This window comes from Acinetobacter sp. P1(2023) (assembly GCF_028367635.1).
In the GTDB taxonomy this organism is placed as follows: Bacteria; Pseudomonadota; Gammaproteobacteria; order Pseudomonadales; family Moraxellaceae; genus Acinetobacter; species Acinetobacter pittii_E.
The window spans coordinates 142,049-156,079 of record NZ_JAQNDD010000001.1; the positions used below are offsets into that span (position 1 = coordinate 142,049).

The 14,031-nt window shown below is 36.3% G+C and carries 10 protein-coding genes; all 10 read right to left on the reverse strand.

The features are described 5' to 3' along the window. Positions 1–13: 13 nt before the first annotated feature. Positions 14–2,695, reverse strand: a complete 2,682-nt coding sequence (gene tssH, locus POD11_RS00655; RefSeq protein WP_262455955.1) for a type VI secretion system ATPase TssH — start codon at positions 2,693–2,695, stop codon at positions 14–16. Positions 2,696–2,843: 148 nt separating this feature from the next. Further along, complete coding sequence (locus POD11_RS00660) at positions 2,844–3,107, reverse strand: PAAR domain-containing protein (protein WP_004793184.1); 264 nt, start codon at positions 3,105–3,107, stop codon at positions 2,844–2,846. A gap of 16 nt (positions 3,108–3,123) precedes the next feature. Beyond that, on the reverse strand, positions 3,124–3,891 hold the full coding sequence (locus POD11_RS00665; protein WP_262455956.1) for an OmpA family protein: 768 nt from the start codon (positions 3,889–3,891) through the stop codon (positions 3,124–3,126). Positions 3,892–3,893: 2 nt separating this feature from the next. Further along, positions 3,894–4,853 (reverse strand): type VI secretion system-associated protein TagF, encoded by a 960-nt coding sequence (gene tagF / locus POD11_RS00670; RefSeq protein WP_014206363.1) that lies wholly within the window; start codon positions 4,851–4,853, stop codon positions 3,894–3,896. A gap of 37 nt (positions 4,854–4,890) precedes the next feature. After that, positions 4,891–8,712: a type VI secretion system membrane subunit TssM gene (gene tssM / locus POD11_RS00675; protein ID WP_262455957.1), complete on the reverse strand. Its 3,822-nt coding sequence runs from the start codon at positions 8,710–8,712 to the stop codon at positions 4,891–4,893. A gap of 30 nt (positions 8,713–8,742) precedes the next feature. Further along, entirely contained in the window at positions 8,743–10,152 is a 1,410-nt protein-coding gene (locus POD11_RS00680) for a hypothetical protein (protein WP_262455958.1), read from the reverse strand. Next, positions 10,149–11,147 carry a type VI secretion system baseplate subunit TssG gene (gene tssG / locus POD11_RS00685; protein WP_262455960.1) on the reverse strand — a complete coding sequence of 333 codons (999 nt, stop codon included), beginning with the start codon at positions 11,145–11,147 and terminating at the stop codon, positions 10,149–10,151. The genes POD11_RS00680 and tssG overlap by 4 nt, the downstream gene beginning before the upstream one ends. Further along, on the reverse strand, positions 11,111–12,922 hold the full coding sequence (tssF, locus tag POD11_RS00690; RefSeq protein WP_262455961.1) for a type VI secretion system baseplate subunit TssF: 1,812 nt from the start codon (positions 12,920–12,922) through the stop codon (positions 11,111–11,113). Before tssF ends, tssG begins: the two co-directional genes overlap by 37 nt. A 16-nt stretch (positions 12,923–12,938) precedes the next feature. After that, entirely contained in the window at positions 12,939–13,415 is a 477-nt protein-coding gene (tssE, locus tag POD11_RS00695) for a type VI secretion system baseplate subunit TssE (protein ID WP_002048404.1), read from the reverse strand. Between the two features lie 78 nt (positions 13,416–13,493). Then, positions 13,494–13,997: an Hcp family type VI secretion system effector gene (locus POD11_RS00700; RefSeq protein ID WP_016141469.1), complete on the reverse strand. Its 504-nt coding sequence runs from the start codon at positions 13,995–13,997 to the stop codon at positions 13,494–13,496. Positions 13,998–14,031 lie beyond the last annotated feature (34 nt).

The window sequence follows — 14,031 nt, forward strand, 5'->3', positions numbered from 1 at the left end:
GCTCTATTCAATTTTAAACTTCTGACTTCAATTTTTTACTAGTCCTTTTTTTAGCAGCTTTTGCAACCGGGTCTAGTACATATTGAATTTCGTCATCTTTAGCATCAATCATGATAATTTTTGGTAGTTTTTGCTCTGCTAAAGCCACCAAAATTTCTGTAGCCAATGCAGGTAACACTGTAGAATTTAAAATATTATCAACGTTACGTGCACCGCTATCGACTTCTGTGCAACGGCTTAAGAGTAGCTCTACCAAATCATCAGAATACTGGACTTGTGTTCCATATTGTTTCTCAATTCTTGCGGTGATCTTGCCTAACTTATGCTTAATGATTCGTACAAGGAGATCATCATGCAGTGGGAAATATGGCACAACTCTCATTCGGCCTAAAAATGCGGGCTTAAATTGTTTATATAAACTTGGTTTTAGATGCTCAATCAACTCTTCAGCTGTAGGCCACTCTTCTACAGGTCTATTTAAACAAGCTTGCATAATGGCACTTGAACCAGCATTTGAAGTCAGCAAGATAGTCGTGTTTTTAAAGTCAATTACTCGTCCTTCACCATCTTCTAAAGTACCTTTGTCAAATACTTGATAGAACAGTTCCTGAACATCACTATGAGCTTTTTCAATCTCATCGAGCAACACAACACTATAAGGATTACGGCGAACAGCTTCTGTTAAAACACCCCCTTGACCATATCCGACATACCCAGGAGGTGCACCTTTCAATGAAGATACCGTATGCGCTTCTTGATATTCAGACATATTAATAGTGATTAAATGCTGCTCACCACCATATAATTCATTTGCCAAAGTTAAAGCAGTTTCGGTTTTACCCACACCACTTGGGCCAACCAAAAGGAATACCCCTTGTGGCTTATTAGGATCTTCAAGTTTTGCTTTTGAAGTTTTAATACCTTGAACTAATTGTGTGAGTGCATAATCTTGCCCCATTACACGCTCGCCCAATTTATCTTCAAGCGTTAATATCTGTTTAATTTCATCATTGACCATTTTTCCAACAGGAATACCAGTCCAATCAGAAATAATTTCATTAATAATTTGAGAGTTTACTCTTTCAAATACTAATGGTTGCTGGCCTTGAATTTCAGCAAGTTCCTTACGCAGTAGATTGATCTGATCATAAGCTTCAGACTCATTAGCATGATTTTGTGCTTCTAAATCCTGAATTTTATGAACAAGTTCTAATTCTTTTTGCCACTGCTCTTCGGTTTCATGAATTTCTTTTTGCAAAGATTCTAAATTAGCTTTTAAAGCTTCCAATCGTTCATGATGAATTGGAATCTGACGATGCTCATTTTCTAAAATTTGCTGTTCAAGTTTTAAGTTATGTTCTTGAGCCTTTAACTGGTCAAGCTTTACTGGTTGAGCATTTTGGGTTAACGCAACACGTGCTGCTGCCGTATCAAGAACACTAACTGCTTTATCCGGAAGTTGACGGCCACTAATATATCGATGTGAAGAGTGAACCGCTGTAACGATCGCCTCATCATCAATTTGTAATTTAAAATGCTGCTGCATGACTGGAATCATCGCACGCAACATATCTACCGCAACTTCTTCGGTTGGCTCTTCTACTTTCACCACCTGAAAACGTCGGCTCAATGCCGCATCTTTTTCAAAATACTGTTTATATTCTGCCCAAGTAGTCGCAGCAATCGTGCGTAATTCACCACGTGCAAGCGCTGGCTTTAAAAGATTTGCAGCATCATTTTGCCCTGCTTGTCCACCAGCACCAATTAAAGTATGAGCTTCATCAATAAATAAGATAATAGGATGAGTAGAAGCTTGAACTTCTTGAATCACTTGCTTTAGACGGTTTTCAAATTCGCCTTTAACGCTTGCACCTGCCTGTAATAGTCCCATATCCAGCACATGTAAATGGACATTTTTAAGAGCGTTTGGTACTAAACCTTGAGCAATTTTTAAAGCTAGACCTTCAACCACGGCTGTTTTACCAACGCCTGGCTCTCCAGTTAAGATCGGATTGTTTTGGCGTCTACGCATTAAAATATCGAGCATTAAGCGAATTTCATATTCACGCCCAATAACTGGATCTATACCGCCTTTTTTCGCTTTTTCAGTGAGATTAATCGTATATTGATCAAGCGCAGGTGTTTTAGCTATTTTGGTATTTGTTACAGTTGCGTCTGTTGGTTCCGCTTCATCCGAAAGCGTTTTTGCCTCATCTTGTTGTTCAACACTCTTCTCACAAATTTCAAGAAACTTATGTTTCATTGAATCAATTGGTAAAAGATCAAATAAACTCGAAGCTCTCGTTGCAATTTGATATAAATCAGGCGCAGTTAACAATGCAACTAGTAAATGACCACTACGAATAACTGGATTTTGTTCAGCCGAGGCCAATAACCAAGCTTGCTCAAACAAACGAACAATAGATTTAGCAAAAATAGGAGTTCGAGTATTACCTTTTGGTAATTGAGAAATTGTTTCTTTTAAATCATCAGCTAAAGCTTCAGATGAAATTTTATACTTCTTTAATAAAATTTTTAAATCATTCTCTAAAGATTGATTAAGTAATTCTAAAAATAAATGCTCAATTTCAATTTCGTAATTTTGTTGAATAACACAAGCATTAGCCGATTTTTCTAAAGCAGTTCGTGCAACTGTAGAAAGTTTTGTAATTAAAATTTTTAAATTACTCATCATTACTCTCAATATTTTTAAATAATTTAATGCTTAAAATCATAATGCCTGTATATTAACAAAATTCAGCTTTATCAGACAAACTACTCATCATTTCAAGCGTTAATATGTTTTAGTAGATATTTATATCTATATAAAAATATCTCTACCCTTATCCTTGATTAACTAAACTCTGTTTTGGCAATAATTTACAGCCACATGATAATGAATCATTTACACGTGCTGCGGATTTTCCCATAACAAGCATATTTGGATCTCCCGATACAATCGTAGAAACCGTTTTGTGTAACGGACAAGTTGCCTTATCTCCTACACAGGCAATTGCAATTCCATCAATTAAAAATGTACTGTTTCCTGAAATGACTTGCCCTCCACCAGTGGTTGGGCATCCAATCGTAATGTAAGGGCTAGCCATGTTCTTCTCCTTATATTTATAGAACAGTAAACTCAATTCGACGGTTTTTCTTTCTGCCTTCTGGAGAAGTGTTATCTGCAACTGGCTTAGATGAACCTAAACCTTCTGTAGATAAATGATCGGCAGGAATACTTTTACTAATCAAATAGTTTTTCACTGCTAATGCTCGATCTTGGCTAAGTTTTAAGTTTTTAGTTGCATCACCTGAACTATCAGTATGACCAATAATTTTGACTTTTTTACCGCCTACTTTATTTAAAGCAACAGACATCTCGTCGAGAATTTTTTGACCTGCATCAGTTAAAACTGCACTACCAGATTCAAACTCAATAATTCGATTTTTAAGTGCGTCATCAATGATTTTTTGCTCAGCCTGATTGACTGATAACTGTGAATACAGTTGATATGGTGGCTGCACTAACCCTTGAAAAGATTGAATTGTAGGCTGGATATCTGCTGGATTCAGCATTTTTCCACTTAGCTCAAATCGAGTACCATTTACGCTTAATTTCCCTTGCGAAACCTTTTTAAGATCAGGGGTAATTACTCGTGTCACCGAGTCACTCCACCCATTTGGAGCGGCTACAGGTCTTACTTGTATTTTATCTACAACCTGATCGGCACCATAAACAGACTGCATTTTTAATAAGATGGCCTGTTTACTCGCTTCGTTAGGAACTACACCTTCTACAACAATGGGCTGAGCCAAAGCATAATTAGCAATAGCATAGATAAAACAGCCTTTTATGAGCTGTGAAAGTTTAGTTTGATATCGTTGATTCATTATTATTCACCCAAAAAAGTCTGTCTAAATAGTTTTAAGCCTTGGTTTAAACTTAATTGGCGTTGACATAATGATTGTTCCAGCGTAGCTAAACCAGCATTCTGCTCCAAGTAAGTATCAATCCACTGAGCTTCTATTAGAGAAACCCAATGCTTACTATCCATATTCTGAGTAAAAATATCGCTAAGGGCTAAAATATCAGCCCCTTGAAAACCGAAGAATAATACGGGTTGCTCTCGATGTAATAAACCGATCAATACCTCAGTATTATGCTCTTTTAAAAAGCGACAAATAATGCTGACCCAAAATGCTGCTATTTCATAACTGTAAGCAGGATTATTAATAGGCAAAATTAAAACTTTATTTAAGCGACTCGTTCCATTTTGTAAAATTGGTTGTAGTAATAATCCCAGCCCAATCATACTTTGCGCCAATTCATAAATACTCAACTTCATGAGTTGAGCAAATGAATGCATCGTATGATTTTCATAGAATCCTACACACTCGCGTTCAGTTAAAACCTGAATCTGATTTTGTAAGTGACCTAATTTCCCAAGTAATAGATCTGAATCTTTAATTCCTTTTAAAGCACGATTGTTTTGGAATAAATCAACGAGTACATGTTTATAGCTATATGGCGCATACAGTAAATTATCGTACGGTAAATCAATTTCTAATAAATGGCTCAGTACCATTGGAAAAGATCGACCTGAACTATCTTCACTTGCCAGTAGGTTCGCTGCTAAAAACATATTTTCTTTTGGATTTGCAATAAAGAAATCCAGTGAAGGCAATGTGTTATAAGCTTCTTTAAAGCTGCCCGATTGCATTGCATATTCCAATGCTTCAGTAATCCACTGATCAAGCAATTGTATTAGCGCATTCTGACCTTTTGTTTTTAAAAAGTCACCTCGTGCAGGACTTTTGCCGTAATACAAAGGAGTGGTCTTTAATGTTTGCATTATTGCTCCTCCTTTCGCAGTGAGGTTATTTTCCAAGTCATGGTTTAACTCCCGCAGAAGGCTGAGCGAGTGCTGAAACAGGATTTTCAGTTCTTGCTGGAGCAGCTTGAGCTGGTGCTTGCTGAGCAGATACCACACGAGCTGCTTTATCAGCAGTGACTTTGTCAACCAGTTGCATACCTGCATAACCACGGCTTAAACCGATACTGCCTGAATTGCTGCTAATGAGACGGAAATTCATTTTTACAAATAAAGATGGATCAGTTTTACTACGCCAAAGCATTTCAAATCCGCCATTTTGTTCTTTACGCTGAGCACTATCAATTAAACGGTTAATACCATACTCACCCGGCTCATCAAAAATCGTATGCGTTTGGCCTTGTAAATCTACTGCAGTAATACGAGCGCCCGGAATACTTCCTTGGTTTGGCCAAATGAAGTTAACCCACTGCTGAACACCATTTTCATAAGTCATACGCTGACCATCGATATCAATGGTATATGAAAGTAACTGTGGGTTTGGAATTGGGTAGAACTGGAAGTTCGATTGGTTGGTTGCTGGTGCCGCAGGAGCTTGAGCATTCAACTCACCTGTTGCCATACCATTGGCTGGTGAAACATATCTTTGGAAATTCATGACGAATTGAGGGTTTAAACTAATTCCTAAATCTTTCCAAGTTTTAGACGTTAATGTATAACCACGACGAATCACAAATGGATCTAGACTTTCTTTGACAAAGCGAGAAATACTACCGTTCTCACCCAAGATTTGACCAATTTCACTACTTGTCGCCTGCAAAGAAGCTGATGAGTTAAATGGATATTTCTTAGCAAGATTTGCTGTAAATGGCTGATAAGCTTGCATGACCCATAATTTGTTAATTTCGTCTTGAGTCGGTGTAATTAAACTTTCAAAAGCTTGCGTAAGTGGACTAACTACCAATTTTTGTAGTAATCGCTGATCAATTTCATTGAAACCAACCGCCATTTTTTCATCGACAATTTTTTGAGTTTGGTTAAATACAGACGTTTGCTCATTAAGGGTTTGCTTGACTAATGTCATCGCATTAGGTCCAATTTCACCCGCATTCTTAAGCTCGTTAAACTTACTACGAACGAGAGCTAAATTTGTCATATATTCATCAAGCAATGACTTACCTTGTTGGTCATCACGTTTGCGAACCAACTGATAGAACATTTGGTATTCTTGAGAAATAGCGCCTTGAGCATTATTTGCCACTTGATTAGCAACTTGCTTATCATCATGATTTAAAACTTTACGCTTAAACCATGCAATAAATCCTTTTTGTGGAGCTGCGAGCTCAGCTTGAACAACCGGATTATCCCAGTTTGTTTCGACTGCTACTCTTTCAATTAATGTTCTAATTGGAGAATTTTGCGGTTCACCTAAGACATCAATATTTTTAACTTGCTGAGCAAATTGACCAGCTTTAGCGTAGTGAATACCGCTTAAGAATTTTCTCCATTCCGCAATATATTCTTGCTTATAGAGAGCTGTCAGCTGCTTTCTAATTTGCTCTGGACTACCTGAGAAAGTTAGATCATCAGATTGACGACTATTTAGAACCCAATCTTTACTATCTGTTGGCTTATCCGCGGCCTCTTCAATTGCTTTTTCTACATAGTCATTCCATGCCTTTTGAGTAAATACGCCAGGCAATGCATAACTTCCTAATACAACATTTTTATTAGCTTCACCTACAATCTGACTTACAGTCAACGCAGGGAAACGTACTGCTGCACGCATTTTTATTTCGTTATAAACACGATCACGTGCAGGCATTCCTCGAACAACCGAGAGCAATACTTGGCGTGTTTGATCAACAATTTGAGAGTCAGCTTCTAAAACTGGGAATTGCTTATCATTTGCCAAAGTCATTGCGTAAGATAAGATCTGTTCAGCTTCTTGAATCATGTCTGCACGTGGCATTTGGCCTTTATTAGCATCTAACCAAGAGCGCCAGAAACGCGTAACCTGATCGCTGAGATGACTTGCATCCATATATTGTGGATTACTCATCATCAAATAAGCTTTTAATGCGTTATAAGCATCTTGCGGATTGGTATCTGAAGGTTCCAAATATTGTTGAGACTGAGCAGTTTGCTTGATCTCAACATTCGTATGATTCGCTTTTAATGTTGCTTCATTATTTTTTACACGTTGCAAATATTGAGCAATGTTTTGCTGTGTCGGCGTTAATACAATCTGCTTAACACCTTTTAGATATTCAGCTTTTAGCTTTTCACGAAGCTCATTGCCCTGATATAAACCAAAACTAAATTTAAGTGGTCTATTTTCATCAAACTCGTCTAACTGCTGTAGACGTCTTTGAAGAATTAGCAAAGCTTCTAATTGAGTAGATAGTTGCTGACCAGAAGCTCTTTCTAATTGAACTACCTTATTTAAGTCAGCTTGCACTTCACCAATTAATTGTTGGTTGTTACGATAAGACCAAACCCATACACCTAAAATAATTGATACACCCGCTAAAGCACCAATAAATGCAATATAACGCTGACGTTTTCTACCCGTATTTACATGCTGCTTAACTAAATCTTTATCTTTTAAAATAACATCTGAAAATAGACCATTTAAGAAATAGCCATGATTAGGAGTATTTTTTGAATAATCTTTTACATCACTTTGAGCAATTTGAGTAAGCTGGAATTCTTGGGCAATTTGTTCAGTCATTGGACTTTCAATTACACCTTCCTGCAAAGCACTGGTGAAGTAAAACCCACGGAAAACAGGTTGAAATTGATATGGATTATCTTCAAAAAGTGTACCAATAAAGCTTTTTAAAGCTGGTTTTAGTGTTTTAAACTCTAATGGGAAAGTCATTACACTTGGTGAAATATTTTGCGAATGACGGCGGCTTAAATGGGTCGAACTTACCCCTTTTAGACCATCGTAAAGAATGTTGTAATGTTTTTCGAATAACTCTACAGCATTATGTGAAGAACTCTGTTCATATGGAAGCGTTGCTCCCCAAGCTTGGTTGTATTCTTGAGCTTCGTAAAACTCAAAGAATTCAGTAAAACCTGCAATTAAGTCCATCTTTGAAAAGACTAAATAAACAGGCACAACAACTTCTAAACGTTCAGTTAGATCTTGAATACGTGCACGTAAGTTTTTAGCAAGCTTTAATGAGTTTTCAGGACTTTGACTAATGAGCTCAGCAATACTAACAATTAGGATCAAACCATTGACCGGCGCTTTAGAACGGTTCTTCTTTAAAATATTTAAGAAACCTAACCACTCAGAATGATCTTCACTATAAACAGAATAACGACCTGCTGTATCGAGCAAAATACCTTCTGTAGAGAAGAACCAGTCACAATTTCGAGTACCACTTAAGCCAGCAGATACCATTTTCTGATGCGTTTCTTCAAATGGGAACTTTAAACCTGAATTATAAATAGCCGAACTTTTACCTGCTGCCGGGTTACCAATAACCATGTACCAAGGAAGCTCATATAGTGCAGCATTCCCTTTTTTATCACCCAACTTAGATTTACGAATCAATTGAATTGATTCTTTCATTTGTTGATTAATAAGCTGAAGTTCTTCTTTATCTTTATTTTTACCATATTCAGCTTGGTTATCTTTTTCAATTGCTTCAGCTAGCTCTTCACCTTGAGCAGCATGCTTTCTTCGTTGAATAAGCCAATAGATACCATAAACAATAAGACCCAAAGCATAGGCAGTTGCTAAAGCCCAGAATATATGACCAGGAATTGAAGTATATGAAGACATCAATGCCACGAACAATGACACGGCGATAATTGCTTTAGGATTCGTGATGTACTGCCACAAGTAGCCTAAAATTGTATGCATTCTATTCTCGTTCTAAGTCCAAAGTTTAAATTAGTTATTCAACACCATCGCATCATCTTCTGAATTTTCAGTGACAGATTGCACAAATGTATGCGCTGACACCGTATTTTCTCCAAAGACAAAAGGAATGATATGTTCAGGAAAATGCATACTCAGCATAAAGCCATAAATATCAGCTAAATGCTGGGTATGCCCTAATGAAGATTTCACATAAATATAGTGATGCGGTTCTACAGGCGTTTGAAGAAAGTGCTGCTGCAATTTTTTCGAAACTTTTATATCGGTCTGATCTGACAATATCAGTACATAAGGCTCCTCACCTTCATGCTGAGGCAAATCATTAAATTTAAAATTATTAAAAAGCTTCGCTGCATCTTGTTGGCCCACAACAACTTTCAGTGCCTTAGAAGGTTCTAATTCCTGAATTTTCACTAGAGGATCGGCCAGTAAACAGCTTGCCGCAAATTCAGCAGGAATATAATCTTTAATCATCCAAGATTTTTCATCGACCAGATCCTGATCAATTTCAGAATCAGCTACGACCAACAAGAACATCTCATGTTCTCTTTTATGAATACCTTTTAATAGGTGTATCAACTCTTGGTAAGCGAGTTGCTCTCCAAAAAAATGATATTCAATATGGAGCTTTTGAGCAGGAATACCAATCTCAGCAAAGAATTCTAAAATTAATTCATTACTTTGGTCATCATTCCAGATATGTAATAAATCCTCCGAAAGAAGGATGTGTAGATTTAAGCGATTTAAACGATAAACTTCTACAATCGGCATTTGAACATCATCATATTCAGACTCAGGATCCACCCATGCCGGATGCATGTGATATTCACGGGCCTGTTGCGACTCATAAAATAAAGTTGAACGTTTTAAATGCTCGGCTAGAAGATATAAATTTTCTATATTTTGTTCTAGTTGCTGTCTTATCAATGACATCATACGAACTTGTCGTGGAGACGCATATTCGCTCTCCTCACGTTCCTCTTCATCCAAATCTTTAATTCGGTAAGATAAAAGAGGCAATCCATAAGAATTTAACAGTTGATCATCCAGCTCTGGACTTTTAAAGTTTTGTAGCTGCTCAATAATGCTTTCATTCTCACCTAACGCATGTAAAGCAAAAGCAGAGTAAATATTAAAATCTAGCTGTTCTAATGGTTGATCAACTACTGCGTTTTGTTTTTGACTAGCATCATCTTTATCTTGATTTATAGCTTGTTCTTTCTTGTCTTTATAAGTTTTATAAGCGCTATAAACTAACCATGGCGATAAGATCACCAAGGTAATAACTGCGGGTAGCATCAAGAAATAAAGGAAAAAATCTCCTTTATCTGGATTATATTGAACATCACGCCAGTAGAAAATAATAATTCCACTAACCAATGAAAAAATAGCAATGAATGAGAGTAATATTTTTTTAATCATATTTTCTCTCCAATAAGGCTATAGCACGTTTCATGGTTATGTACTTTTGGTTGTCGTGATATGAGAAAAGAACCCTGCCCTAAACCACTCTCGTTATTGTGAGTTAAGCAAATGGGTTGTATTTCTGACTCATCCAAGATAAGCCGCAGATCTATCGATAAAGTTGGGCTACACCAAGTTTCCACGAGTTTTTTAAGCTTTAAACTTAACTCTTGATTTGGTAAGAAATTTAGATATTGCTGACGTTTTAATGGCCCAATTTGAATTTCAATTTTTCCATCAATCTGCTGAATGGTTTCTCCACAAAAGGTATTAACACCAAGTAAACTCGGCTGATTTCCACCCAACGTTGTTAATTGATCACTTGCTAACTTAAAAGATTCTTGTACGAATTCTTTAATCGTAATGTCATGTTTAAAAATACATGACAGCATCGTTTTTAATGCATGGACTGTATTATTTTGTCCCTGCATTAATCCTGAAAATTCTGCAAAATATTCATCCAAATCAGCTTGTTGATGCTGTGATCGCACATAGCCATTCAAAGCATGCAGAATATCTAAATAATCGTTTTTATGTTCTATCTCATATCTAATAGGCAGATTATAGGTAATACTAGACTCTACATATTGAGTAGTAAGCTTATGATTAAATAAGCTTAAAAACTCTTTAGTTTCAGCTCGTTGCTGACGTGGAGCCTGTTTAATTTTATTCGTATATGTATAAGGCAAAGCACCTTGTATGCCCGTAAGACCAACGATTAAATTCGTAATATAAATTCGCTCGTCCGTTAATTCTAAATTTTCAATCTCTGTAGCAGGAAAATTTAAATTAAAGGATGTCTCAAACTTAAAATGATCACTCCAAGATGAACACATTGCACGACTTGAATCGTGTCTTAATAGTCGTGTGGCTTGAATAAATTCAAAAGACTTGGGCTTAGTAAAGAGCTCAGCTGTTACAGAAGAGTCTTGCCACCAACGTTCTGACTGCATTGGTATAACTCCTGCTGAGATGAATAATCCTTAACAACCAAATCAACAAAACTATTAATTTGAACCTTTAAATTAAAAACACGACTTAGCAATTGACTAAAAATGTATAGGCTATGTCCTCTAAATACCGATGAATCAATCTGTAATTCTGCTTTTACTCCTCTTACAAACATTGGGAATGGCTTTCCATCTACAAGCTTGTGAGTGAGTGAAAATTCGAGATGTTTGATTGACTCAATAATTAGATAATTTTCTTTTGATAAAGGTAAGTTGTACAATGCAAGTAACTCTTTAATATGAGATACCGCATCACCTTTCATTAAAGCTAAACTATTTAATGAAAGATGCGAAATAACACGCCATTGCTCACTCTGGCTTTGACCAAATTGATAAGGTTTTGTAGGTCTTTTTAAAACAATGGCACGGCGAGCCAAACTACTATCATTTAGATTTAATATATTATTGGACTGTCCTAATGCTTCATGTGGTAAGTCACGATTTGAGCATAATAGTTTAGTGCTAATAAAATCCGAACGTGTTGAAGAAGGATTTAAATTTTTAGAAATAATTGAATAACCCATTTCGACGAAATTGGGTTGTAGCTTTTGATAATTCACCGAATAGAAAAAACGTGCCGTGTCAGAATGATAGTGGCTCATCGCAAAAAAAGGCAGTACTGGAACATAACTTTCTTCTTGACTCGTTTTTTCGCGAACCATATTCATTTCAGTAATTGAATACACCTGATAAAACTCAGGATGATGAGCATCTGTAATCAGTGGATATTCTAATTGTTTATGTACAATTTTTTGCGGTTCAGCATATTTTTCAAATAAATTAATGACTGGTGTAGTGAACAACTTAAAATTAGCGACATTTAATTCAGAATAATTTCGAACTACGGCTTGATCATTTAAATTTAATTTAAAATGTATCAACAGTTCAAAATTACTTTCTTCTAAAGACAAGCGCTTTAAAAAACCTAAATCGAGTTTCAGATAATTAAATTTTTCAGAAAAACAAAAATATTCCATCAATAAACGATAAGCATGATGAGTATGTTGATCGAGTGGCAATAGACCTTCTTGCTCTGAAAAACCTGTTAACTCAAATGGATTTTTGTCCAATTCAACAATTTTCTGTCCTATTTTAACAGCAAAAGTTGTGCTCTTTTTAAAAATACTATCTAGTACTTGAAGTGGAAAATTAGAAATTGCATCTAAATAAATAGGTAATTTTTCGTTTATTAAACACGCATGAGCATGATTAAAAATTTCAAATTTAAAAGTTAAAGTCGCATTTTGACTTAAATGCATATGGGCACTAGGTGTACTTTTGAACTCTAGCGCTTGCAAGCTTATCGGGAGTAATTTGACTTCTTGCGTGGTATTAAACTCACACTGAACGCCTTTAAAACTGCGAGACTTCAAAACTGTGTGTGCAGGAACAATATGTGCTTCTGTGAGCTGCTTTATTTTATTTATATCTTCAAAACTTATTACAGAACAAGCCGGAAAATGACGTAAGTATTGAGGGAACATTACCTCAAATAAAGAACGTGTAAATACGTCATAACTATCAGCAAGCTTTTTATCAATACGAGCCGAAATTAATGAAAAAGCCTGTATAAGACGTTCAATATGCGGATCATCGATCTGCTCTTGATTTAAAGATAGACGCTGAGCAATTTTCGGATATTTTTGGGCAAATTCACGAGATTGCTGACCAAATTCCTGTAGTTGTTTTTCGTAAAAAGGTAAAAGCTCTTCTATCACAACACACCCACTATGCTTAGGTTCTCGCTGAAATTACATATTGCTGCGTTGTCGGTTTTAACAATGCATCAAAAACGACAGGTTCATACAGTGGATGAATATTTAGATATGCTTGAATACTTAAACACAATGCCCCCATATTGTGCCCATCCAACAACATCTCTACCCGTATTTGTCTTAATCTGGGTTCATGAGCTGCAATTGATTGTTCAATTGATTGGCAAATCTTGTCTCGATCTAGCGGATTAGCTGTAGAAAGCCCCACAAAATCAATAATACCGAACTGAAGTATAGATTTTTTAACTAGTGGATAATCATCGACTACATGATCCAACTTAGCGACCCGACTATTAAGCAAGTCTTCTAAATCTTTTGCTACCGATTCTCTTAGTTGCTGAATAGAAAGACCTTTTGCATAATCTTCACTTTCAGGAATTAAGCGGTCAAACAAAGTTGAACGAAATCCATAGGGATAAAGCCGATCTAAATTCATTCGAGTTCACAACAAGCATGCTTAAAGACAGCAGAGGCTAACTTTATGTCAGCCTCCACCAAATATTCACTTAAACAATTACGCCGCGTAAGAAGCAGTATTGTTAGAAAGTGACCATTTCTTAGTAACAGCACCTTTAGCAGTACCGTTAATATCTTGTTGATTGTAAGTCCACTCAACAGCTGCGTATTTCAAGCCAAACGCTTCTGTTGGAACACCTTCTTCATTAACTGTTGGAGTTACACTAGAAACTAGAACATGTTTCAATTTAATTTGTAAGTACTTGATGCGCTTATCACCATTTGCACGGTAGAAGTCGATTTGTACTTCATCAAATGTATAACCAGCTGAACATGCTTCCCATAATTTCGGGCTAGTTGCATCTAGGTCTTTAACAAAAACCATATCTGAATGTTCAACACGTTCAGCAGTATGACCACCAACACTACTTGAAGTAGCAGATTTAGGTTGACGAATGTTGTGAGACCAAGAGTTAACTTCTAACCAGCCTTTGTGCTCAGCGTCACGAGACTCTCCGTCAACTTTATACTTACCACGAAACTCAACGTATATATCTTTCATTTAGAACTTTCCTATTTTTAATTTAAAGTTATTC

Bases quoted from the DNA above. Each gene is read 5' to 3' on its own strand.
- tssH (WP_262455955.1), bottom strand. From the start codon at position 2,695: ATGATGAGTAATTTAAAAATTTTAATTACAAAACTTTCTACAGTTGCA.
- POD11_RS00660 (WP_004793184.1), bottom strand. From the start codon at position 3,107: ATGGCTAGCCCTTACATTACGATTGGATGCCCAACCACTGGTGGAGGG.
- POD11_RS00665 (WP_262455956.1), bottom strand. From the start codon at position 3,891: ATGAATCAACGATATCAAACTAAACTTTCACAGCTCATAAAAGGCTGT.
- tagF (WP_014206363.1), bottom strand. From the start codon at position 4,853: ATGCAAACATTAAAGACCACTCCTTTGTATTACGGCAAAAGTCCTGCA.
- tssM (WP_262455957.1), bottom strand. From the start codon at position 8,712: ATGCATACAATTTTAGGCTACTTGTGGCAGTACATCACGAATCCTAAA.
- POD11_RS00680 (WP_262455958.1), bottom strand. From the start codon at position 10,152: ATGATTAAAAAAATATTACTCTCATTCATTGCTATTTTTTCATTGGTT.
- tssG (WP_262455960.1), bottom strand. From the start codon at position 11,147: ATGCAGTCAGAACGTTGGTGGCAAGACTCTTCTGTAACAGCTGAGCTC.
- tssE (WP_002048404.1), bottom strand. From the start codon at position 13,415: ATGAATTTAGATCGGCTTTATCCCTATGGATTTCGTTCAACTTTGTTT.
- POD11_RS00700 (WP_016141469.1), bottom strand. From the start codon at position 13,997: ATGAAAGATATATACGTTGAGTTTCGTGGTAAGTATAAAGTTGACGGA.